The organism is Amylibacter sp. IMCC11727, from assembly GCF_029854195.1.
Lineage (GTDB): Bacteria > Pseudomonadota > Alphaproteobacteria > Rhodobacterales > Rhodobacteraceae > Amylibacter.
Map to the genome: position 1 here is coordinate 1,658,443 of NZ_CP122960.1, position 21,175 is coordinate 1,679,617.

Annotated in this window: 23 protein-coding genes and 1 tRNA gene; 4 read left to right on the forward strand and 20 right to left on the reverse strand. The window is 55.7% G+C overall.

Annotated features, from left to right (window positions below):
* Positions 1-89: 89 nt before the first annotated feature.
* From sucD (QBD29_RS08395) to QBD29_RS08405, 3 genes are read right to left on the reverse strand one after another with little or no spacing between them, the layout of a single operon-like run.
* Positions 90-992 carry a succinate--CoA ligase subunit alpha gene (sucD, locus tag QBD29_RS08395; protein WP_280100852.1) on the reverse strand — a complete coding sequence of 301 codons (903 nt, stop codon included), beginning with the start codon at positions 990-992 and terminating at the stop codon, positions 90-92.
* Positions 989-2,188: a malate--CoA ligase subunit beta gene (locus QBD29_RS08400; RefSeq protein ID WP_280100853.1), complete on the reverse strand. Its 1,200-nt coding sequence runs from the start codon at positions 2,186-2,188 to the stop codon at positions 989-991. The genes sucD (QBD29_RS08395) and QBD29_RS08400 overlap by 4 nt, the downstream gene beginning before the upstream one ends.
* A gap of 14 nt (positions 2,189-2,202) precedes the next feature.
* Positions 2,203-3,444 (reverse strand): aminotransferase, encoded by a 1,242-nt coding sequence (locus QBD29_RS08405; RefSeq protein ID WP_280100854.1) that lies wholly within the window; start codon positions 3,442-3,444, stop codon positions 2,203-2,205.
* A gap of 214 nt (positions 3,445-3,658) precedes the next feature.
* Here QBD29_RS08405 and QBD29_RS08410 point away from each other — a divergent pair, with 214 nt between their 5' ends.
* Positions 3,659-4,282: a response regulator transcription factor gene (locus QBD29_RS08410; protein ID WP_280100855.1), complete on the forward strand. Its 624-nt coding sequence runs from the start codon at positions 3,659-3,661 to the stop codon at positions 4,280-4,282.
* 113 nt (positions 4,283-4,395) lie between these two features.
* Entirely contained in the window at positions 4,396-5,370 is a 975-nt protein-coding gene (locus QBD29_RS08415) for a CoA ester lyase (RefSeq protein ID WP_280100856.1), read from the forward strand.
* A 98-nt stretch (positions 5,371-5,468) separates the two neighbouring features.
* Here the strand turns inward: QBD29_RS08415 and QBD29_RS08420 are convergent.
* Together QBD29_RS08420 and QBD29_RS08425 are read right to left on the reverse strand one after the other, a co-directional pair.
* Positions 5,469-5,544: transfer RNA gene (locus QBD29_RS08420), tRNA-Ala, on the reverse strand.
* Positions 5,545-5,612: 68 nt separating this feature from the next.
* Positions 5,613-5,957 (reverse strand): TIGR02300 family protein, encoded by a 345-nt coding sequence (locus tag QBD29_RS08425; RefSeq protein WP_280100857.1) that lies wholly within the window; start codon positions 5,955-5,957, stop codon positions 5,613-5,615.
* Between the two features lie 142 nt (positions 5,958-6,099).
* Between QBD29_RS08425 and QBD29_RS08430 the strand changes: the two genes are divergently transcribed.
* Together QBD29_RS08430 and QBD29_RS08435 are read left to right on the forward strand one after the other, a co-directional pair.
* Complete coding sequence (locus QBD29_RS08430) at positions 6,100-6,786, forward strand: SprT family zinc-dependent metalloprotease (protein ID WP_280100858.1); 687 nt, start codon at positions 6,100-6,102, stop codon at positions 6,784-6,786.
* A gap of 37 nt (positions 6,787-6,823) precedes the next feature.
* Entirely contained in the window at positions 6,824-7,480 is a 657-nt protein-coding gene (locus tag QBD29_RS08435; protein ID WP_280100859.1) for a GntR family transcriptional regulator, read from the forward strand.
* A 7-nt stretch (positions 7,481-7,487) separates the two neighbouring features.
* Here QBD29_RS08435 and QBD29_RS08440 read toward each other — a convergent pair whose 3' ends face one another.
* From QBD29_RS08440 to QBD29_RS08510, 15 genes are all read right to left on the reverse strand, one after another.
* The gene (locus QBD29_RS08440; protein WP_280100860.1) at positions 7,488-8,486 is read right to left on the reverse strand and encodes an ABC transporter ATP-binding protein; all 999 of its coding nucleotides are present in this window, start codon (positions 8,484-8,486) and stop codon (positions 7,488-7,490) included.
* Between the two features lie 104 nt (positions 8,487-8,590).
* Positions 8,591-9,322, reverse strand: a complete 732-nt coding sequence (locus QBD29_RS08445; RefSeq protein WP_280100861.1) for a sulfite exporter TauE/SafE family protein — start codon at positions 9,320-9,322, stop codon at positions 8,591-8,593.
* Positions 9,322-10,128, reverse strand: a complete 807-nt coding sequence (locus QBD29_RS08450; RefSeq protein ID WP_280100862.1) for a polysaccharide lyase — start codon at positions 10,126-10,128, stop codon at positions 9,322-9,324. The genes QBD29_RS08445 and QBD29_RS08450 overlap by 1 nt, the downstream gene beginning before the upstream one ends.
* A complete protein-coding gene (gene lpdA / locus QBD29_RS08455; protein WP_280100863.1) occupies positions 10,125-11,513 on the reverse strand; it encodes a dihydrolipoyl dehydrogenase in 1,389 nt (462 codons plus the stop codon). Before lpdA ends, QBD29_RS08450 begins: the two co-directional genes overlap by 4 nt.
* Positions 11,514-11,574: 61 nt before the next feature.
* A complete protein-coding gene (locus QBD29_RS08460; RefSeq protein ID WP_280100864.1) occupies positions 11,575-11,958 on the reverse strand; it encodes a hypothetical protein in 384 nt (127 codons plus the stop codon).
* A 2-nt stretch (positions 11,959-11,960) separates the two neighbouring features.
* Positions 11,961-12,611, reverse strand: coding sequence for a VOC family protein (locus QBD29_RS08465; protein WP_280100865.1), 651 nt, complete (start codon positions 12,609-12,611; stop codon positions 11,961-11,963).
* Complete coding sequence (locus QBD29_RS08470) at positions 12,608-13,033, reverse strand: hypothetical protein (protein WP_280100866.1); 426 nt, start codon at positions 13,031-13,033, stop codon at positions 12,608-12,610. Before QBD29_RS08470 ends, QBD29_RS08465 begins: the two co-directional genes overlap by 4 nt.
* Entirely contained in the window at positions 13,030-13,440 is a 411-nt protein-coding gene (locus QBD29_RS08475) for an MAPEG family protein (RefSeq protein ID WP_280100867.1), read from the reverse strand. Before QBD29_RS08475 ends, QBD29_RS08470 begins: the two co-directional genes overlap by 4 nt.
* Positions 13,437-13,649: a hypothetical protein gene (locus tag QBD29_RS08480; protein WP_280100868.1), complete on the reverse strand. Its 213-nt coding sequence runs from the start codon at positions 13,647-13,649 to the stop codon at positions 13,437-13,439. Before QBD29_RS08480 ends, QBD29_RS08475 begins: the two co-directional genes overlap by 4 nt.
* Positions 13,650-13,741: 92 nt before the next feature.
* Complete coding sequence (gene odhB, locus QBD29_RS08485; RefSeq protein WP_280100941.1) at positions 13,742-15,262, reverse strand: 2-oxoglutarate dehydrogenase complex dihydrolipoyllysine-residue succinyltransferase; 1,521 nt, start codon at positions 15,260-15,262, stop codon at positions 13,742-13,744.
* Positions 15,262-18,219 (reverse strand): 2-oxoglutarate dehydrogenase E1 component, encoded by a 2,958-nt coding sequence (locus tag QBD29_RS08490; protein WP_280100869.1) that lies wholly within the window; start codon positions 18,217-18,219, stop codon positions 15,262-15,264. Before QBD29_RS08490 ends, odhB begins: the two co-directional genes overlap by 1 nt.
* Before the next feature lie 2 nt (positions 18,220-18,221).
* Positions 18,222-18,863 carry a hypothetical protein gene (locus QBD29_RS08495; protein ID WP_280100870.1) on the reverse strand — a complete coding sequence of 214 codons (642 nt, stop codon included), beginning with the start codon at positions 18,861-18,863 and terminating at the stop codon, positions 18,222-18,224.
* The gene (locus QBD29_RS08500) at positions 18,856-19,554 is read right to left on the reverse strand and encodes a sulfotransferase family 2 domain-containing protein (RefSeq protein WP_280100871.1); all 699 of its coding nucleotides are present in this window, start codon (positions 19,552-19,554) and stop codon (positions 18,856-18,858) included. Before QBD29_RS08500 ends, QBD29_RS08495 begins: the two co-directional genes overlap by 8 nt.
* A gap of 67 nt (positions 19,555-19,621) precedes the next feature.
* The gene (gene sucD / locus QBD29_RS08505; protein ID WP_280100872.1) at positions 19,622-20,503 is read right to left on the reverse strand and encodes a succinate--CoA ligase subunit alpha; all 882 of its coding nucleotides are present in this window, start codon (positions 20,501-20,503) and stop codon (positions 19,622-19,624) included.
* A 146-nt stretch (positions 20,504-20,649) separates the two neighbouring features.
* Positions 20,650-21,174, reverse strand: a complete 525-nt coding sequence (locus QBD29_RS08510) for a succinyl-CoA synthetase subunit beta (protein WP_280100873.1) — start codon at positions 21,172-21,174, stop codon at positions 20,650-20,652.
* Position 21,175 lies beyond the last annotated feature (1 nt).

Here is a 21,175-nt window from a genome sequence, read left to right on the forward strand (position 1 = left end):
TTGTTAAGAAAGATTTTTGTGAGAAAGGCTTTGATCGTTATAAGTTTGCGCGGTCCGCGACGCATAGGTGTATCGCAAACCGCTGTTGATTAGGACGCGCGTGCTTCGGTTTTGCCCATAACATTTGCGATGGTTTGGCCGATGACGGCCGGGTTTTCTGCCACAGTCACCCCCACAGCGGAAAGGATTTCCACCTTTTCCGAGGCGCTTTCGCCAAAGGCAGAGATGATCGCGCCTGCGTGGCCCATGGTGCGGCCCTTGGGTGCGGTGAGGCCCGCAACATAGGCGACAACAGGTTTGGTGACATGATCGCGGATGTAGGCGGCGGCTTCTGCTTCTTGGGGGCCGCCGATTTCACCAATCAGGCAGATCACATCGGTTTCGTCATCGTTTTCAAAGCGTTGCAAGATGTCTTTGAAAGAGGAACCGTTGATGGGGTCGCCGCCAATGCCCACGCTGGTGGACACGCCGATCCCCAAGTCTTTGAGCTGGGCCGCCGCTTCGTACCCGAGTGTCCCTGATCGGCCGATGATGCCCACATTGCCAGGCAGGAAGATGTGGCCTGGCATAATGCCGAGCATGGCTTTGCCGGGGCTGATTGTGCCTGCGCAGTTTGGGCCTGTAAGAACCATGCGCGATTCCTTTGGGTAGCGCATCATGTAGCGTTTCACGCGGATCATGTCCCCCGCTGGGATACCATCGGTGATACAGACACAATGGCGGATACCTGCATCGGCGGCTTCCATAATGCTGTCTGCCGCAAAGGGAGGCGGGACAAACACGAGAGAGGCTTCGGCCCCTGTTGCGGCCACTGCTTCTTTGACGGTGTCAAACACGGGCACGCCTTCGACGGATTCGCCGCCTTTGCCGGGAACCACGCCGCCCACGACCTTGGTGCCGTAGTTCAGCATGTCTTGGGTGTGGAACCGCGCCATCTTACCTGTGATGCCTTGGACGATAACCTTTGTATCGTTGTCTAAGAGAATGCTCATTTCGCCACCTTTAACTGAGTTCCGAGTGTCGTATCGTTTTGCCATGCCCCGACGGCGCGTTCGGCTGCTTCCATCAAAGTGTTCGCGCGAATGATGGGCAGGCCGCTTTGGGCGAGGATTTTTTGGCCCTCTTCGACGTTGTTTCCTGCCAGACGGACGATTACGGGCACGTCCACTTGCACATCTTTCAAGGCCTGTACGACCCCATCGGCCACCCAGTCGCAGCGGTTGATGCCTGCGAAAATATTGACCAAGACTGCTTGGACATTTTGATCTGACATGACCAAACGGAAGGCTTTGGCCACGCGTTCGGGTGTGGCACCGCCCCCGATATCGAGGAAGTTCGCAGGTTCACCCCCTGCGAGCATGATGGTGTCCATCGTGGCCATAGCAAGGCCAGCGCCGTTGACGATACAGCCAATTTTGCCATCAAGCCCCACATACGACAGACCGCGATCCGCTGCGCGGCTTTCACGAGGGTCTTCCTGGCTTTTGTCGCGCAGTTCGCTGATTTGAGGGTGACGGAACAGGGCGTTGTCATCAAAGGTCATTTTTGCATCAAGTGCGATAACGCGGTCGTCACCTGTAACAACCAGCGGGTTGATTTCCACCATCGTCGCATCAAGATCGGTGAAAGCGCGGTAACACCCCTGAAGGGTGCGCACCATTTGCGGGATTAGCCCAGGTGCGATGCCAAGGTTAAAGGCGATTTCGCGGGCTTGGAAGTTTTGCAAGCCAACTGCGGGTTCCACAGTGGAACGCACGATGCTGTCTGGCTTGGATGCGGAGATTTCTTCGATTTCCATGCCGCCTTCGGCGCTGGCAACGATCATCACACGTTGGCTGGAGCGGTCCATCACAAAGCCGAGGTAATATTCCTGTTCAATTGGCACAGCTCCTTCGACGTAGACGCGGTAGATGCCTTTGCCTTCGGGGCCTGTTTGATGTGTGACCAGTTTTTTGCCGAACATATCTTCGCAGGCGGCTTCGATTTCATGTTCATTTGCGCAGAGTTTGACCCCACCTGCTTTGCCGCGACCGCCTGCGTGAATTTGGGCCTTTACGATCCATTTTTCACCGCCAAGTTCGCGGGCGCGGTAGGCGGCTTGTTCTGGACTGTAGGCGAGTGCGCCCGGAGGCACAGCAACGCCAAAGTTCGATAACAGCTCTTTGGCCTGATATTCGTGGATGTCCATTTGGCTCTCCTGTTTTAAGCGGCCACTGACACGCCGTAGCGTGAATCAAGCAAGGCGTTGATGGCGTCTTGGTCCACTTCGCCGCCCAGATCGCGGATGGCTTGCCCGAACCGATTGATGATTTCGGTGATGGCGTGGCGGTTCAACTGGTTCAGAATGCCGATGCGCACTTGGACAGGGGCGCTGAGGGTTGGCCAGATGCCAAAGTTTTGCGCACGGCAGTGTTGCACCAGTTCCATCTCGCGGCCCGCCATGCTGGGCGGGAGGTTGAGCACGACAAGGCTTGTCATGTTTGATGTGACTTCACAGCCCATCAACTCCACGGCTTCGCGCAGGACGTTTTCATGGGTTTGATAGGATTTGGCACGGGCTGTGACGCCCTGTTCAAGAGTAAGGCGCAAGGCTTCGTGGAAGGCTGCCACGGCATAGCCCGAGTGGGTGCGGTGATAGGTGCCTTGTGCCACGTCTTCGCCATCAATGATGCCCCAGTGGCGGGCTTCGAAGATGGGGTGATTGGCGTATGTGGCCGCGCCCGTTGTTTTTAATTCGGTGATAAAGCGATCCGTAAAGGACACGGGCGCATAGGTGAGGGGCAGGCAACAGATGCCCTTTTGCGGGCAGGAAGCCCAACCCACCACACCAGGAAAATCATCAATGCGGAAATCTTCGACCCCAAGGGAAGAGACCGCGTCGATGAGGCCCATTGCACCGTGTGCTTCGCAGGCGTCGGAAAATCCTTGCAGATCGTTGATGCGGCCAGACCCTGTTTCCCAATGCGCCATGAAAGCCCATTTTGGTTTATGCGCCGCAAGGGCTGCGTCCACCATTTCGCGGGTAACGGATTGGCCGTGGGGCACGTCAATCACTGTGACGCTGGCAGCATCTGGGTTGAGGCTGTCTTTGGCCAGTTCTTCGGCGGTGGCCGCTTTGATCCGAATGGTCAGACCGTCGATGCCCGAAAACGTGCCGTTGTTAAACGCAACAACCTTGTCGCCTGGGCGAATGGCGGAAAACATCATATCAAGAGCGGACCAACCGGTGCCAGCAACGCCGAATGTGTAGGTGTTTTGAGTTCCCCAAACGGCGCGCAGCATGTGTTTTGCTTCGACCATGCCCCGCAGCACATCGGGTTGCATGTGATCAGCAACGCCAGCGGCGGCAAATCTTGCCAGCACCCGCGCATCGGTGTTTCCAGGCCCTGGACCCGCTGCCAGTGTTTCGGGGATTTCGAGTTGAGGGAAGAGTGTTGCCGTCATGGGGTCTCTTTCGTGTTCGAGGTTTCGATTGCTTGAGGGCAGCAGACCCCGCATTGCTAAATAGGACAACACACTCTATTACTGCTTTTGGGTAGCTTTATGGGTGGGTAAAATACCACCCATTTGTGTGAGTATTCGACGGTATACCGTAATCTGTCCCATACTTATGGGTAGTTTATTGGGATTTTGTTTCTAAAAACAAAAGGATAGTGAAATGGATCGTCCTATTGAGATCATGCTCGCGGATGCAAACCCGTTGGTTTTGTCGGCCATGTCCGAACTTTTTGAACGGGATGCGCGATTCTCTTTGGTGGCCACCTCTGCCACGGCGGAGGGGTTTCTGGGCATGGTGATGCGGTTGAAGGTTGATGTGGGGGTGATTGACTGGAATTTGCCTGCGTTGGGCGGGGGGAAGCTGATCGAAGTTCTGCGCGAACAAGACAACGCGCCACGGTTTGTCGTGTACGGGGAGAATGCCAAGAACTTGCCACGGTTGGCTATGACGGCAGGGGCGGCAGGGTTTGCGCCGCGATCTGCGGATGGAACCGCGTTGCTGAACACCTGCGCCGATGTGGCGGCGGGCAAGATGGTATTTCCGTTCATTGATGTGCGCGAATTACAGACCGATCCGATGCAAAGTCTGAGCCGCAAAGAGCGGGTGATGTTAGAGGCGCTGTCCAAGGGTTTGACGAACCGAGAATTGTCCAAGGAATTGGGCATTTCCACGAACACAGTAAAGTTCCATTTGTCGAACATGTATGACAAGCTTTCGGTGAAAAATCGCGCCCAAGCGATTGCGTTTTACTACGGGTCAAAACAGACCTTGAACGACCCGTAATTGGCGCGTTTTGGTATACAAAAGTACGCCCAAAAAAATCTTGACTTAGAGAATTTTTGCCCGCTTTTCTGGCCGCTATGCAAATCATGCAGCACAACCAGGAGCGTTAAAACATGTCTTTCCACCCCATCGAACAAGCCCCAGGGCGCCTTAACCGCAGCGAGTTGGCCGTACCAGGATCACAGCCGCAAATGTTTGAAAAAGCAGCAGAATCTGATGTTGATGTGATCTTTCTTGATATGGAAGATGCGGTCGCGCCAGACGAAAAAGAGCAAGCCCGCAAAAACATCATCAAAGCGTTGAATGAAATTGACTGGGGCACCAAAACCATGTCGATCCGCATCAACGGGCTCGACACACATTACATGTATCGCGATGTTGTGGACGTGGTTGAGCAGGCTGGCGAGCGGCTGGATCTGATCATGATTCCGAAGGTTGGAACAGCGGCAGATGTCTATGCAGTGGACATGATGGTGACCCAGATTGAGGACGCCAAAGGGTACACAAAACGCATTGGTTTTGAACACATCATTGAGACCGCTTTGGGCATGCAAAATGTGAACGAAATTGCAGGGGCTTCCAAGCGCAATGAGAGCCTGCATTTTGGGGTTGCGGATTACGCCGCGAGCATGCGCGCACGCACCACGGTTATCGGCGGTGTGAACGAACATTATTCGGTGCTGACAGACCCAGCAGAAGACGGGTCACGCCAAGTGCATTGGGGCGACATGTGGCATTCTGCGCTGGCCAATATGGTGGTGGCTGCGCGGGCGAATGGATTGCGTCCGATTGATGGGCCGTTTGGTGATTTTTCCGATCCGGAAGGGTACAAAGCGGCAGCCTATCGTGCGGCGGTTTTGGGGTGTGAAGGCAAATGGGCGATTCACCCAAGCCAAATCGCGCTGGCCAATGAGGTGATGAGCCCGTCAGAAGCCGAAGTGACCAAAGCGAACCGTATTCTGGAAGCTATGGCAGAGGCGGAAGCGGCAGGCAAAGGGGCGGTATCGCTCGATGGTCGTTTGATTGACTATGCGTCCATCCGCCAAGCAGAAGTTTTGGTCCAAAAAGCCAAGCAAATCGCGGCTTAAGCTTTAAAATTCATACTTGCGGGCTTTGGCTCGCAAGTATGCACACAGGGTTAAACGCACGATATGCGAAACCCGAAATTTTCTGAACTTTGGGAAATTGGTGGAGCCTAGGAGGATCGAACTCCTGACCTCTTCGCTGCCAGCGAAGCGCTCTCCCAGCTGAGCTAAGGCCCCACATGTGCGGTTGCACGCACGGTGTTTAGGAAGTCCCGCCTGACCTTGCAAGCGGAAAATCCAAAAAATTAACTATCGTCGTCGTCGCTTGTTGCAACGTCTGCGATTTCTTCGAGCGGAACTGTGTCGTCGTCGTCATCATCCAACACGTCATCGCCCAGATCCACATCCACATCAGCGTCATCATCGTCGAGTACATCGAGATCGTCGCCGTCTTCGGCTTCGGTCGCTTTCTTGATGGCGGATTTATCTTCTTTGTCGGCCATTGTGGTTTTGGATTTATCCGAAACGAAATGGGACAGTGGATATTCTTTACCGGTGTACGGGCTGACGATTGGGTCTTTGCCCAGATCATAAAAACGTTTGCCTGTTTCAGGGCAGACGCGTTTTACACCCCATTCTTCTTTTGGCATTGAGAACCCCTTGGGTTGACTGATTTCTCGAGTATCGCCGCCAATTGCCATAGGGGACGAGGGTTGTCAAAGGCTGAATGGGACTTTTTTGACGCAGTGGTTTTGTATTGCCGTTTTTTGTGGCCACGGTAAGGATGCGAGCATGGCAGAAACCTTGGACATTGGCGATCCTCCAATCCGTGTTTTGATTAAGAAATCGGCGCGCGCGCGGCGGTTTTCTTTGCGCATTTCCAATGTGGATGGAGCGGTGAGCTTGACCATGCCAAAACGGGCCGCGCTGCGGGATGCGGTGGCATTTGCACAAGATCACGACGGGTGGATGCGCAAGCATTTGGGAAAGCGGCCCGATCAGATTGTGCCAACCTTTGGCGGTAGCATACTGTTGGACGGTGTGGATGTGCCCATCACGCTTGGAACAGGGCGCAAGGTGCAGTTTGAGGCGGGTGTTCTCTATGTGCCTGGAACCGGGGCGCAGGTGCCTGCAAAGCTGCGGGCGTTTTACAAAACACTGGCGCGGGATCGGTTGGCCGAAGCATCAGAGCGGTATGCTGGATTGGTGGGGCGGAGATTTTCGCGCATTACCTTGCGCGATACGCGGTCCCGTTGGGGTTCTTGTACCAGTGATGGCAACTTGATGTATTCTTGGCGTCTGATTATGGCCCCGCGTGCGGTGCAGGACTATGTGGCGGCCCATGAGGTGTGCCATCTGGTAGAGATGAACCATTCTGATGCTTATTGGCGGCAGGTGGCGGCGGTGTTTCCAGATTATAAGGCGCAGCGGAGTTGGCTGAAACGCAACGGCCAGCAGCTGCATCGGTATCAGTTTTAACGTTGACTTGCCGCGCTGATGTGATCACAAAAGCCGCATGATCCGACCAGACCGCATTGCAAGCAGTGAAACCAGTGTACCAACCCACGAACGGGTGTTTCGGGCGCTGCGCGCGCGCATCATGCACGGGGAAATCGTTCCAGGCCAAGCCATGACCATTCGTGGCATTGCAGAGGAATTTGACGTGTCGATGACCCCCGCACGCGAGGCCGTGCGGCGATTGACGGCGGAAGGGGCCTTGTCCATGTCGAAAACGGGGCGGGTGACGGCCCCTTTGTTAAGCACAGATCGGATTGAAGAGCTGGCCTCCATTCGGGCGTTGTTGGAGCCAGAGTTGGCGGCACGGGCCCAGCCAAGGGCGCATATGGCGTTGATAGAGCGTTTGCAGAACATCAACACCACCATTGAACAAACCATCGTTAAAAATGACGCGGTGGGGTATATCCGCGCCAATCTGGAGTTTCACCGCACATTGTATTTACGCGCGCAAGCGCCTGCCATGCTGGCCATGGTGGAAACTGTTTGGTTGCAGATGGGCCCAACCATGTCTGCGCTTTATGCGCGGTTGCAGCGGCCCAATGCGGCGAGCAACCATCGCATGGCGATTGAAGCATTGCGTGCAGGGGATGAACCGGGGCTGAAAGTGGCCATTCGCGCGGATGTGACCCAAGGGCTGCGGATGTTGGGGAATTAACGAGCGACTACGCTTTGGATTTTGTTGCTTTCGGATCCTCGTCGACCACATGTTCATCGGGAAACCCATCGAGCAGCGTGGCATAGCGCATGCGGGCATCTGTGATTTGGCTGTATGAGCCAACGAGTTCCCGCACGGGTGATGACAGGCGTTCGAGGCCTGTGACAAAGGCGAGGATGACGCCCACTTCCATTTGGCCATTGATCGCCAGATAGCCGCCGTAAGTGATAACCCCAAAGGGCCCGAGTGCGATGAGGATGTTGTTGATCGTCTTCATCACGTTCTTGGTTAGGATAAAGCGGGTGCGCAATGACAGGATGGTTTCAACGAGGCTGGTGAACCGTTCCGGGGGGGCTGCGCGTAAGATATCGTCTTCGGGGGTGTCGACGATAAAGTTACCGAGTTTGCGCACTTCAAGCGCTTTTTTCTGGGCCAAACGGTTCATGATGCTTTGCATGTAAGGCACGATAAACAGTTGCGGTGTGTAAAGAGCCACGCCGATAGAAGCGACGAGTGGTTCCACATAGAACATGTAGCCGAGGATTGAGACGAGCGTGCCTATTTCAAACAGCGGACCGGAAATGGCAGACCCTGCAAAAGCGCCGAGTTTTTCCACCTCTGACGACATCATGGAGACCACCGCGCCTTCGTCCACTTCGTTTTCAAGCGCTTCGCGGCTGTCTGGGGCGTGGGTGTAGATGGAGTAGTAGACCGAATAGCGCAGTTTGCGCACGATATTGGCCGAGATGATTTCGCGCTGATACCGCATGGCGAATTTGAGCGCGGCGGCAAGAAACAATGCGCCAAGGTACAGCATGCCAAGCCAGATCAGGAGGTCGAAATCTTTGCCCGCCACCGCGTCATCGAGCATGCGGCGTTGCAGTTCAAGCGGGATGGGGGCGAGGGGGAGAAGAGAGAGTGTGAGCAGGATCACCACCACCTGTTGCCATTTCGAACGCTCGAAAATGTAGCGGTAAACGGATAATGGCATTTTGCGGCTGGGCATTGGATCGGCTTTGTATTGCTAAGGTTTGCGCGAGCCTAAGGTGGACGGTGTCTGCTGCAAAGGGGGAATTGGATATTTGCACCAAGAAAAAGGGCAGACGGGCGTTATCCTGTGAGAACAGAGATCACGAGGTTGGTGGCGGAGAGGGCAAGGAGGATGTTGATGAGTTTGCTAAATCCAGCGTTGCCCATGCGTTCAAAGATGCGCACGCCGATGCTGGCGGCCAACAGGGTTAGCGGTAATGCGATGAGCGCGGTGTAAAAGAATTGTTTATCAAGATAGCCCCAAGCGGCGAAGAGGATCAGTGACAGGATGCCCATTGAGAGGTTAAACGCCTGAAACACGCCGCGTTTTTCTTGTTTTGTCCAGCCAAAGAGCCCAGACCAGATGGTTGTGACCACGCCAGATAGGGCGGAGATGCCGCCAAAGATACCGCCGATAAAGCCTGCGATAATGTGAAAGCGTTCTGCGGATTTCGGCAGGGAAAAGCGGGATTGCAGGGTGAGGACGTAGATAAGATTGATGAGGATCAAGCTCGCCACAAAGAGTTTGAACGTGGGCAGTGGAATCAAGGGTAGGATCGCGATGCCGATGGGAACGCCTGCTAAGCCGCCAAGGGTGAGCGGGCGCGCACGTTTAACATCAATCATGCGCCAGATGCGGGGCAGGGTGAAAAGCTGGCTGGCCGTCATGCAGACCGCCATGAGGGGAACGACGCTGGTGGGGGGCAGGATCAGCAGCCAAAAGCCAGCGGACATGAGTGCAAAGCCAAAACCCGTTAACCCGTTAATGAAGCCACCAGCAATGGCGCCAAGGGCAAGGAGAATAAGTTCCATTAGTGCAGACCTTTGCGGGATCGGGCGCGTTTCACATTGGTAAAATAGGCGATTTGGGTTGGGACCGTATCAGCGGTTTTGGCGGATTTATAGCGCGATACAAAGCTGCGATTGACGCCGTAGCGAAAATAGACCGTGTCAGCGGTCATGGTGGGACCTTTGTGGGTGAAAACCTGCTCGCCGTTGATCCAAACGTCGAAAGTGCCTGTTTCGTCTTTGGCCCATTTGGATCGTATTTCAACTTTGTGCCAACGGTCGCGCATATCGGCATCGGGGATTAGGGTAATTACGCGGGATGTGAGCCCTGTGGTCTGATCGTCGAGCACCAGCCCGAACGGGTGCATGAGGAGCATCCAAACGGGTTGCGTGCTGCGTCCTGTCTGATCCGTTTGGTGGAATTGGGCCAGCGTGGTTTTGGTGGGCCAAACGTCTGGAAAATCAGGCGGAAGATAGAACGACCAGCCGTACCAGAGTGTTTCACCTTCGCCTATGTTGCGTTTGGTTTGCGCCAGTTCAGAGCGTTCGCGATCTTGGGCGCATTCATCCCACGCGCCGTTTTTGACGCAGTCGCCGTTGCGTACCTCGAACCGTTCTACGTGGCGGGTTGGGGCCAGTTCGGTGGGGTCTGGGACAATCTGATAACCGTGATCGGTGGTGTTAAGCGCGCGTTCGAACGGGCCGAACCCGCCATTTTTGGATGTAATCGGTGCTGAGAGCATTGCCATGGCGCTAATCAACGCCACAAGCCCAAGGGCCGCGCTGCCGCGCCAGATTTTGAGGTTGGCGCGGCGGGTGGCATTGGTCATGCGTGGATTGCGCCGTCACCACAGGCGAGCGCGGCTTCGCGCACCGCTTCGGAGAATGTGGGGTGAGCGTGGCAGGTGAGGGCGATGTCTTGGGCGGAGGCGCCAAATTCCATCGCTACGCAGATTTCGTGGATCATGTCGCCTGCCGCAGGGCCGATCAGATGACAGCCCAAAATGCGGTCGGTTTCGGCATCCGCCAAAATTTTCACGAACCCATCGGATTGATGCACCGCCTTGGCACGGCCATTGCCTTTGAAGCTGAATTTACCAGCTTTATATGCGATGCCTTCGTCTTTGAGTTGTTCTTCGGTTTTGCCGACACTGGCCACTTCGGGGGTGGTGTAGATCACACCTGGAATGACGCCGTAGTTTACGTGGCCATGGTTGCCAGCAAGGACCTCGGCGACGGCCATGCCTTCGTCTTCGGCTTTGTGGGCGAGCATGGGGCCTTCGATCACATCACCAATGGCGTAGATGCCGTCGATGTTGGTTTTCCAATGATCATCGGTTTTGACCTGACCGCGGTCGGTCATTTCACCGCCAAGATCCGTAAAGCCAAGGTTATCGGTGAACGGACGGCGGCCCGTGGCCACGAGGACGACATCGGCATCAAGCGTATGTTCGCCGCCTTTTTTGCGATCTTCGTAGGTGAGTTTTGCTTTGGTTTTGGAGGCTTCGACGGATTGCACCGCAGCGTTCAAAATGAAGGTAAGTCCTTGTTTTTTCAATGTGCGTTGAAAGGTTTTGCCTGTGTCTTTGTCCATGCCAGGGGTGATGTGGTCAAGGTATTCGATCACTGTGACCTCGGTTCCCAAGCGGGCGTAAACAGAGCCGAGTTCAAGCCCGATGACACCCGCACCGATGACGGCCATGGTTTTTGGCACTTTGTTCAATTCGAGCGCACCTGTGGAGGTAACAACCACCTTTTCGTCCACATCCACACCTTTGAGGGTGGAAGGTTCAGAGCCTGTGGCGATGACGATGTTTTTGGCGGTATGCTTTTCGTCACCAACTGTGACTTCGCCTTTGGCGGTGATTTTACCCCAGCCCTGAATGTGATCGACTTTGTTCTTTTTCAGCAAGAACGCCACGCCGCCTGTGTTTTGATCGATGGTGTCCTGTTTGTAGGCCAGCATTTGTTTCCAATCCACGGACGGGGATTTGCCTTTAAGGCCCATGGCGGCGAAGTTGTGTTCGGCTTCGTGGAGCATGTGGGAGGCGTGTAAGAGCGCTTTTGACGGGATGCAGCCCACGTTGAGGCAGGTGCCGCCGAGGGTTTCGCGGCCTTCAACCACAGCCGTTTTCAGGCCGAGTTGGGCGCAGCGAATGGCACAGACATAGCCGCCGGGCCCGCCACCGATGATGATTACGTCATAGTCTGCCATGTCATGTCCTTTCGAGGAAATCTTTAAGACTTTTTACTGTGTGTTTGTGCGAAGTGCCAGATCATTCGCGGTTTGGGTTGGGTGTTTCAGGAAGGTTTGATCGGTGCATTGGGCGGTATTGCTGCGTGGCCCATAGGATCAGCATGAGGCCGATCAGGATTGGCGCGGGCAGCAGAAAGAGTGAGGATTGTGTGGCGTAAACGGCGACCATGACCCGATCAAAGGTGGCGGCGGTGTAGGCGAGATAGATCGGGATCACAAGGAGCGAGCGGCGGGTGTGCGCAAAGAAGACAGCGACGGACAAGGGCATTGTAAACCAGTGTTCGTACAAATCTCCGCCAAGGTTGCCCGCAAAGCTGAGGCAAACGGCACCTGCCAGACAGACGGTCGTGAGCCAAAAGAGCAGCGTGGGCAGCATAGAGCCGTTTGTCGGGGGACGATACACGGTTAACCGACCACCATGGTACGTCCGTCGGGCGTGGTGTAGGTGGCTGTGATGTGTTTTTCAGAGCCGTGTTCCACAAAGAGGCGGTTGTCTTGAACGTTTATCGCAGTGAATAGCGCGGTGAGCGCATCCGCATCGGGTGTGGCGATGGTGAGTTTGGTGAGGATCAGGCCCGCGTCTGGCATGGTGTGCGACACGTGTGGGCCAGCGGGCCATTCGATCAGAGGCGGGGCCGCGCCATTGAGTGCCAATGTGCGGTCTTTGCGCAGAACAAGCACCCAGCGCAGATCGCCACGTGCAGCATCGACAATTTCCCCCAGATCGACGCCTGCATCGCGGGCCAGTTGCAGATCGCGGGCGGCATCGTCTGTGCGCAGGATGACGTTTTGGATGTGGGGGCCAGCGGCGGTTTTGGCCACCGTTGCAGGATTGTCGAGGTCAAAGGCCCGTGGGGTTGCGGGTTCTGGTTGGTTCGGGTCCTTGGCGATTATTTCGATGTAGCTGTCATCGCCCGTGGCCATCAGGCAGTTGTGTGTGCCCATGCCTTGGTGAACGCCGCCAAGGGGTACGGTGAGGCCCGTGATGTTGCGCACGTATTCTTGACCGATTTCAAGGGTTTGCGCGGCGAGGGCGAAGTGGTCGATGCGGATCATGAGAGGTGTCCTGCTTGGCGAAGGCGTCGGGTTGCAAAGAGGAGTGCGACGAGGATCGCGATTTGCGCAGCACAAGGTGCAGCCACAACGGCGAGGATTCTGTAACCTGACAGACCTGAGGTGTTGAACAGATAGAATTGCGCCAGCGGTGCAACGTGCATCACGCAAGAGACCACGATGTAGAGGAGAGCGATGAGCAGGACCGCGCTGACCCAATGGGATCGTTTTCGTGTGGCAAAAATCAGGGCTGCGCCGATGGCCAACCAAAACAGGCTGTTGAGTACCAGAACGGCCTGATCCGAAGCTGAGTAGAGCGGATCTGTCCAAACATCGCCAGACGTGAGGAGGGTGTACACCGTCCACAAAATCGCAATGGCCCCAAGGGTGTAAAGCGCCGCAAATGTGATCGTTTGCTTGTTCATATCAGTGCCGCCAGAAGCATGATGAACGTGGCGCCAAAGCCCACGAACCAGATGAACGAACGCCACGGGGCCCAGCCAAAGTAATAGGCAGGGATATAGGCGATGCGGGCGATAAGGTAGGCCCAAGCGGCAGTTGAGGTAACGCTGGTGGATTGATCCCCGAGCGTAACCACGACCACCGCGATGGTGAACAGGGTGAGGCCTTCGAAGTGGTTGTTAAAGGCGCGGAACAGGCGACCTGGCTTTTCGCTCAGCAGCTCTTGGACGGGTTTGCCAAGGCGGGCGGGATCGCGCGGTGACATGGTTTTGGCAGGGCCGACATCGAGGTTTGCTGAAATGGACATCAGCGCGAATTGCACGACTTGGAGAAGGGCCGCGTAGGTGAGGACGGTGAGTTCTGGGGTCATGCTTTTTTCCCGGGTTTGTCAGCCCAAAGGACGGTGCCGTCATTGGGGCAGGTGATAGAGGGGCCGTCTACGCCTGTTTCGCGGCGGTTGTGCGCTTGGTACGGTATGTCGCCCTTTTTGGAGTGGGGACCGACGCCGACGACCACTTCGATTTCCGTGGTGTAATCGCAGTTGGGGCAGCGGAGGATTTCGGGTTTTAGGTAGGCCATGGATTTGTGTCTAGTATCCTTTAAACCAAAGCGGCAGGTCGAAAGCCCAACCTACGGATGGGGGTAGGGCGGGGTTTTACCCCGCCGCTGTTTTACAAATCCATCAACAACCGTCGCGGATCCTCAAGTGCTTCCTTAACCCTTACAAGGAACGTCACAGCGCCCTTACCATCCACGATCCGGTGATCGTAGCTGAGGGCGAGATACATCATCGGGCGGATCACAACTTCGCCGTTGATCGCCATGGGGCGGTCTTGGATTTTGTGCATGCCGAGGATGCCTGATTGGGGTGGGTTCAGGATCGGGGAGGACATGAGCGAGCCGTATACGCCGCCGTTTGAGATGGTGAAGGAACCGCCCTGCATATCGGCCATGGAGAGTTTGCCTTCGCGGGCCAAACCGCCCAAACGACCGATTTCTTTTTCAATCGCGGCGAATGACATGCTGTCGGCGTCTTTGACCACAGGGACCACGAGGCCCGTAGGTGTGCCAGCGGCGATGCCCATGTTTACGTAGTTTTTATAGACGATTTCGTCGCCGTCGATTTCGGCGTTCACTTCGGGCACTTCTTTGAGGGCGTGGTTGCACGCCTTAATGAAGAAGGACATAAAGCCGAGTTTCACGCCGTGTTTTTTCAGGAACAAGTCCTTGTATTCATTGCGCAATGCCATGACCTCGGTCATGTCCACCTCGTTATAAGTGGTGAGCATAGCCGCGGTGTTTTGGCTGTCTTTCAGACGGCGCGCGATGGTTTGGCGCAGGCGGGTCATTTTAACCCGTTCTTCGCGGGCGGCCTGATCTGCGGCTACGGGTGCGGCGGGGGCTGGTGCGGGCGCTGGGGCCGCTGCGGGTGCAGAGGCGGGGGCGCTGGCGGCCTTCATCACGTCTTCTTTCATGATGCGGCCATCGCGGCCTGTGCCTGTGACTTGATCAGGAGACAGGCCCTTTTCCGCTATGAGTTTTTCGGCGGAGGGGGCGTTTTTCGTGCCGTCCTTGCTGATTTCGGGTTTGGCGTCTGCTTTAACCTCGGCGCTGTGGGCGGTAGAGGCCGCACCTGCACCAGAGGAGATGACGGCGAGTTTGCCGCCAGCTTCGACCGTGACGCCATCACCTGCAATGATTTTGGACAATACGCCAGCGGCGGGGGCGGGCACTTCGACGCTGACTTTGTCGGTTTCCAACTCGCACAGCATTTCATCGGCAGCGACAGTGTCACCTTCGGCTTTGAACCATGTGGAAACAGTGGCCTCGGTGACGCTTTCGCCCAAGGCGGGGACCATGACGTCCACATCTTCGCCGCCTGCTTCTGGCTCTGCCTTTGCTTCAGCTTTTTCGGCTTTCGGGGCTTCTTTGGCGGGGGCTTCGGTTGCTTCGTCGCCTTCGGAAATAACGGCGAGCAGGGCATCCACGCCAACGGTTTCCCCTTCGGTAGCAACGATTTCGCCGAGTGTTCCTGCAACAGGGCTTGGGACTTCGACGGTGACTTTGTCCGTTTCCAGCTCGCAGAGCATTTCATCCACGGCCACGCTGTCCCCTGGTTTTTTAAACCAAGTTGCGATTGTGGCTTCGGTTACGCTTTCGCCAAGGGTTGGGACTCTTACATCAGCCATGATTATTTACCTTCCAGTGTCAGCGCTTCATCCACGAGCGCTTGTTGTTCTGCTTTGTGCCGACTTGCGAGACCTGTCGCAGGTGAGGCAGATGTGTTGCGGCCCACATAGGTTGGCCGTTTGTTTTTGTGATCAATCCGCGTGAGAATCCATTCGATGTTGGGTTCCACGAAGGTCCACGCGCCCTGGTTCTTGGGCTCTTCCTGACACCAGATAAATTCGGCGTTGGGGAAGCGAGACAGTTCTTTGACCATGGATTGCGCAGGGAACGGGTAGAATTGTTCAAGGCGCAGCAAGTAGATGTCTTCGATGCCGCGTTTGTCCCGTTCTTCGAGCAGGTCGTAGTAGACTTTGCCTGAACAAATAACGACGCGTTTGATTTTGTCGTCCTTTGCCAGTGTTGTATCTGAATTGCCGTATTGCGCATCATCCCACAAAACGCGGTGGAAGGACGATCCTTCGGACATTTCATCAAGGGTGCTGACAGCCAGTTTGTGACGCAGCAAGGATTTTGGCGTCATCAGGATCAGCGGTTTGCGATAACTGCGGTGCATTTGGCGGCGCAGGATGTGGAAATAGTTTGCAGGGGTTGTGCAGTTGGCCACAATCCAGTTGTCGTTGCCACACATCTGCAAGAACCGTTCCAATCGGGCGGAGGAGTGTTCTGGCCCCTGACCTTCGAACCCGTGGGGCAACAGGCAGACAAGGCCAGACATGCGCAGCCATTTGGTTTCACCAGAAGAGATGAACTGGTCAAACATGATCTGCGCGCCGTTGGCGAAGTCGCCAAACTGTGCTTCCCAGAGGGTCAGCGCGTTGGGTTCGGCCAAAGTGTAACCGTATTCATACCCCAGCACGGCATATTCAGACAGCATGGAGTCGATGACTTCGTATTTTGCGTGAGTGTCTGGGATGTGGTTGAGCGGTAAATAGCGTTCTTCGGTTTTCTGGTCGATGATACCAGAATGGCGCTGGGAAAACGTGCCACGGGTACAGTCTTGGCCAGAGAGGCGCACAGGGTAGCCTTCTGTTTGCAAGGACCCGAATGCAAGCGCTTCGGCGGTGGCCCAGTCGAAGTTTTTGCCCGTGTTGAACATCTCTTTCTTGGTATCGAGCAGGCGTCCAACAGTGCGATGCACGTTGTAGCCTTCGGGCAAGGTCGTAAGCGCTTTGCCCACCTTTAAGAGTGTGGATTTGTCCACTGCTGTGGCACCGCGCTGGTATTCTTCGCCCCGTTTATCAAGGTGCGACCAACGCCCGTCGAGCCAATCGGCTTTGTTTGGTTTGTATTCTTTGCCCGCTTCGAATTCTTCGTTGAGGTAGGCCTGGAAAGCAGCTTTTTGATCCTCAATCTCGCCTTCTGGGATCAGCCCATCACGCACGAGCCGTTCGGTGTAAACGGCGAGCGTGGTTTTATGGCTTTTAATGGCGGAGTACATCTCGGGGTTGGTGAACATGGGTTCATCCCCTTCGTTATGGCCAAAGCGGCGATAACAGATGATGTCGAGCACCACGTCTTTGTGGAATTTCTGGCGGAATTCCGTTGCCACTTTGGCGGCGTGAACCACCGCTTCGGGATCGTCGCCGTTGACATGGAAAATCGGGGCTTCAACCATCAGTGCGATGTCAGTGCAATAGGGGCTGGAACGCGAGTTCGCAGGTGCGGTGGTGAAACCAATTTGGTTGTTAACCACGATGTGCATCGTGCCGCCAGTTTTGTGACCGCGCAGGCCAGAAAGGCCGAAACATTCCGCCACAACACCTTGGCCTGCAAAGGCTGCATCACCGTGCAACAGGATCGGCAGGACCTTGATGCGGTCTTCGTCGTCGAGTTGTTCTTGTTTGGCGCGGGCTTTGCCCAGAACCACTGGGTTCACCGCTTCTAGGTGAGAGGGGTTGGCGGTGAGGGACAGGTGGACGGAGTTGCCATCAAATTCACGGTCTGAGGAGGCGCCGAGGTGGTATTTCACGTCACCAGAGCCATCGACGCTTTCTGGTTTAAAGCTACCGCCTTGAAATTCGTTAAAAATCGCGCGGAAGGGTTTTTGCATCACGTTTGACAGTACGTTCAAACGGCCACGGTGAGGCATGCCGATGATGATGTCTTGCACGCCAAGAGAGCCACCGCGTTTGATGATTTGTTCCATCGCAGGGATCAGGCTTTCGCCGCCATCAAGGCCAAAACGTTTGGTGCCTGTGTATTTCACGTGCAGGAATTTTTCGAACCCTTCTGCTTCGACCATTTTTTTCAAAATGGCTTTGCGGCCTTCCTTGGTGAATTGGATTTCCTTGCCGAACCCTTCGATGCGTTCCTTGAGCCAGCTGGCCTGTTCCGCATCAGAGATGTGCATGTATTGCAGGGCAAATGTGCCGCAATAGGTGCGGTTCACGATGGCGAGGATTTCGCGCATGGTCGCGGTTTCAAGGCCAAGAACATTATCGAGGAAGATCGGGCGATCCATGTCTGCTTCGGTAAAGCCGTAGTTTGCAGGCTGTAGTTCTGGCAGGTCTGGGTTTTTGTGAAGGCCAAGCGGATCAAGATCAGCGTTGAGGTGGCCCACAATGCGGTAGGCGCGGATCAGCATCAGTGCGCGCACACTATCCAGAACAGCATTGCGGACTTGGTCTTCGGTGACCGAGACGCCTTTTTCAGCGGCTTTTGCGGTGATCTTTTTCTCGGCATTGGCGCTTGGGTCGTCGCCCCATTGACCATCCAACGCTGCGGTCAGATCATCGGCGGGTTGTGGCGGCCAATCTGTGCGGGCCCAAGAGGGGCCAGAGGCTTCTGCCACCACTTCACCAGACGGGTCACCCATCGCCTTAAAGAAATCTTGCCATGCGGCATCCACAGCGTTCGGGTCTTGGGCATATCGTGCATAAAGCTGTTCGATATATTCCGCATTGTGCCCTTGCAGGAAGCTGTCTGCATGGAATTGTGCGTTTGATGGATGTTCAGTCATGGTCAATTTTCCTTTGCAAGGAAGCTGAGGTAGGTTTCGATGATGGCGTCTGAGGGGACAGGGACGCCGAGGTCTTGGGATAGGCTTGCACGGTTGAGCGCGACGATGTCCTGACTGGCTTGGGTCTGGTCTAGGGAAGCGTTCGAATGAGGGATGCGCAAAAACAGGGGCATGGCATCTGGATTGGGGACGTGAGTGGCCCAATTGTCCACCGAGGACGCGCCCACGGAAAAGGTGCAGTGGATCGTTGTTTGGGTGGGGGAGACCGCGACCCATACAACTTTGGCCAGTTCAATTTGAGTGTCTGTTTGGCGGGTTAAAATGCGTGTTTGGGCGTCTGGTAGGTCTTTTTTGCGCAAAATCCCACGGGCTGACATGCGTTTCATATCCAGCACGTTGGCGAGCGATTGCCCGCCGCTGTCTCCTGCGAAATACTGCGGCATGCCTGTCCATGTGAGATGTTCAATCACCAGATCAGAGCGATCAGTTGTTGTTTCCCAGCCATCTTTGGCCAGATCGTCGGTGACGCTGGTCAGAGTGGTCGCGGGTTGAAAACAGGCCGAAGTGTCGAGTGCAAGGGCCGGGGCCGCAAGCGTGCAGGTGGCAGCACACGTCATCATGATGTATTGAAGGCCGTTACGCATCTTTGGGCTCCGCTGAATAGTCAAAGCGGTCAAACACCCAAGACTGCGCGCGCAAAACGGCATCTGTGGTGGCGGTGGTAAAGTAATCGGCCACGGGCACATCTTTGGGGCGCGAGGTCTGGGATTTGGTGCGTGGGATCGGTGTAGTTGGGGCAATCGGCAGGTTGAGCCGCTTGCACAGGGCGTGCAGATCATCGGCCAGATGTTCAAAGCGAATGGCGCCTTTCATCCAGTATTTGCCCTTACGATGCACAATGGAGCGATCATCGCGGTATTCGCCAGAATGGAGAATAAATTCCTGAAACCCGTCTTTCATATCTTTGAAGGTGTGAAAGGCGGGCCATTTGAAAAAGTCGTGCAGCCAGTGGAACATGCTGACCGCGCGATCAAACGGGTTTCGCACGGAGGTAAACCGAAAATATTCTTTCCATGTTTCACGTCCTAACGCTTTGCGGGCTTCCCAAACGGGAAGATGTTCGCGCCACATGGACACTTCGGCGATGTTTTTTTCGCCGTCCCACATGGAACGGTGTCCGATGATGCCTTCGACTCCTTCGCGGCCCATGGTTTTTTCAACCACGGTGTGGCCGCGCGGGGCGCACAGCGGTTCCAGATACAGTTCGATAGACGTGCCCGCCGTTTTACGGGTTTTCATGTAGATGAATTTATGGCTGTGACAGATTAAAACCATCAGCGCACCCCGCTGACACGGCCAACAGGGGCCGTGATCGCATATTGGATGGGGTGCGCGTGGTGCATTAGCCGATTGCCTTTAACACCGCTTCGCCCAAGCCTGCGGGGCTTTCAGCAACAACAATGCCTGCGGCTTTCATGGCTTCGATTTTGTCTTCGGCGCCGCCTTTGCCACCAGCGACAATCGCCCCAGCGTGGCCCATTCGACGGCCCGGAGGCGCTGTGCGGCCTGCGATAAAGCCTGCGGTTGGTTTGGAGCGGCCCTTTTTGGCCTCATCAATTAGGAATTGGGCTGCGTCTTCTTCAGCGGAACCGCCGATTTCGCCGATCATGATGATGGCTTGGGTTTCGTCGTCACCCAGCAGCAGATCTAGTGCGTCGATGTGTTCTGTGCCTTTGATCGGGTCGCCGCCGATGCCGATGCAGGTGGATTGGCCAAGGCCAATGGCGGTGGTTTGGCCCACGGCCTCGTATGTCAGCGTGCCTGAACGGGACACGACGCCAACAGAGCCACGTTTGTGAATGTGACCCGGCATGATGCCGATTTTACAGGCATCTGGTGTGATAATGCCGGGGCAGTTTGGGCCGATCAGGCGGGATTTGGAACCTTCGAGTGCGCGTTTCACCTTCATCATGTCGAGCACTGGGATGCCTTCTGTGATGCAAACGATCAGTTCCATTTCCGCGTCGATAGCTTCGAGGATGGAGTCCGCCGCGAAGGGGGGCGGCACGTAGATGACGGAAGCGTTGGCTTCGGTTACGTGCTTTGCTTCGTGAACAGAGTTGAACACGGGCAGGCCAAGGTGGGATTGTCCGCCTTTGCCAGGGGTCACGCCGCCAACCATTTTGGTGCCATATTCAATGGCTTGTTCGGAATGGAAGGTGCCTTGGGAACCTGTGATGCCTTGGCAAATCACTTTGGTGTTTTCATCTACGAGTACGGCCATGTTTTTGGTCCTTAGGTTGCGGCATGCTGGGTCAGCGGTGCCTGAATATTGTCGTCGCGCCAGAGGCTGGCTTGGGTGAATTTAAAATCGAAACCCGCTGATGCAGAGGGTGAAGGGTGAGCGGAGGTCGGTTTTTGCTGTGGCCATCAATTTCCCCCAGTGGGGCGCAAGCGTTCCACGGTCATATAGGTTTCTACGCCGTTGGGCCCTGCGCGTGTGCCGACAATGACCACTGCAACACGGCGAGGGTTTAACTGTCGAGCGCCCACAAATGTTGCGCCGTTGATGTTGGCGTATGCTGGTGGGATCGGTGCGGATTTGCGGATGCCTTCTTGGCGCAGACCGCGTGCGGCTGCCTTAGCGGCGGCGTCAGTTGCAATACCATCAAAGCTGACTTCGCAGCGGCGATCTGTGTTGGGGGTGACGGCGCGTTTTAGAGCGGGTGAGGGGGCGTTTGAGCGCACGAATGGGTCAAGGTCGTAAAAATCGTACCGAGTGCCCGCGTGTGGCAAAACAGACTTGGCCCGCGCGGCGGTCATGGTGGGGCGAAAACAGTTGTCGGCAAAGGCTTGCATCGCGCGGGTTGGATTTGCTGTCGCAGCGTGGATCGGAGTGGTCAAGAGACACACTGCGAGTCCAAGCCTGCGAAACAAGAGAGTCCCAGCGCGCATC

What these genes read in the sequence shown, in the direction of transcription:
- sucD (WP_280100852.1), bottom strand. Translation starts at nt 992, where the DNA reads ATGAGCATTCTCTTAGACAACGATACAAAGGTTATCGTCCAAGGCATC.
- QBD29_RS08400 (WP_280100853.1), bottom strand. Translation starts at nt 2,188, where the DNA reads ATGGACATCCACGAATATCAGGCCAAAGAGCTGTTATCGAACTTTGGC.
- QBD29_RS08405 (WP_280100854.1), bottom strand. Translation starts at nt 3,444, where the DNA reads ATGACGGCAACACTCTTCCCTCAACTCGAAATCCCCGAAACACTGGCA.
- QBD29_RS08410 (WP_280100855.1), top strand. Translation starts at nt 3,659, where the DNA reads ATGGATCGTCCTATTGAGATCATGCTCGCGGATGCAAACCCGTTGGTT.
- QBD29_RS08415 (WP_280100856.1), top strand. Translation starts at nt 4,396, where the DNA reads ATGTCTTTCCACCCCATCGAACAAGCCCCAGGGCGCCTTAACCGCAGC.
- QBD29_RS08425 (WP_280100857.1), bottom strand. Translation starts at nt 5,957, where the DNA reads ATGCCAAAAGAAGAATGGGGTGTAAAACGCGTCTGCCCTGAAACAGGC.
- QBD29_RS08430 (WP_280100858.1), top strand. Translation starts at nt 6,100, where the DNA reads ATGGCAGAAACCTTGGACATTGGCGATCCTCCAATCCGTGTTTTGATT.
- QBD29_RS08435 (WP_280100859.1), top strand. Translation starts at nt 6,824, where the DNA reads ATGATCCGACCAGACCGCATTGCAAGCAGTGAAACCAGTGTACCAACC.
- QBD29_RS08440 (WP_280100860.1), bottom strand. Translation starts at nt 8,486, where the DNA reads ATGCCCAGCCGCAAAATGCCATTATCCGTTTACCGCTACATTTTCGAG.
- QBD29_RS08445 (WP_280100861.1), bottom strand. Translation starts at nt 9,322, where the DNA reads ATGGAACTTATTCTCCTTGCCCTTGGCGCCATTGCTGGTGGCTTCATT.
- QBD29_RS08450 (WP_280100862.1), bottom strand. Translation starts at nt 10,128, where the DNA reads ATGACCAATGCCACCCGCCGCGCCAACCTCAAAATCTGGCGCGGCAGC.
- lpdA (WP_280100863.1), bottom strand. Translation starts at nt 11,513, where the DNA reads ATGGCAGACTATGACGTAATCATCATCGGTGGCGGGCCCGGCGGCTAT.
- QBD29_RS08465 (WP_280100865.1), bottom strand. Translation starts at nt 12,611, where the DNA reads ATGATCCGCATCGACCACTTCGCCCTCGCCGCGCAAACCCTTGAAATC.
- QBD29_RS08470 (WP_280100866.1), bottom strand. Translation starts at nt 13,033, where the DNA reads ATGAACAAGCAAACGATCACATTTGCGGCGCTTTACACCCTTGGGGCC.
- QBD29_RS08475 (WP_280100867.1), bottom strand. Translation starts at nt 13,440, where the DNA reads ATGACCCCAGAACTCACCGTCCTCACCTACGCGGCCCTTCTCCAAGTC.
- QBD29_RS08480 (WP_280100868.1), bottom strand. Translation starts at nt 13,649, where the DNA reads ATGGCCTACCTAAAACCCGAAATCCTCCGCTGCCCCAACTGCGATTAC.
- QBD29_RS08490 (WP_280100869.1), bottom strand. Translation starts at nt 18,219, where the DNA reads ATGACTGAACATCCATCAAACGCACAATTCCATGCAGACAGCTTCCTG.
- QBD29_RS08495 (WP_280100870.1), bottom strand. Translation starts at nt 18,863, where the DNA reads ATGCGTAACGGCCTTCAATACATCATGATGACGTGTGCTGCCACCTGC.
- QBD29_RS08500 (WP_280100871.1), bottom strand. Translation starts at nt 19,554, where the DNA reads ATGGTTTTAATCTGTCACAGCCATAAATTCATCTACATGAAAACCCGT.
- sucD (WP_280100872.1), bottom strand. Translation starts at nt 20,503, where the DNA reads ATGGCCGTACTCGTAGATGAAAACACCAAAGTGATTTGCCAAGGCATC.
- QBD29_RS08510 (WP_280100873.1), bottom strand. Translation starts at nt 21,174, where the DNA reads ATGCGCGCTGGGACTCTCTTGTTTCGCAGGCTTGGACTCGCAGTGTGT.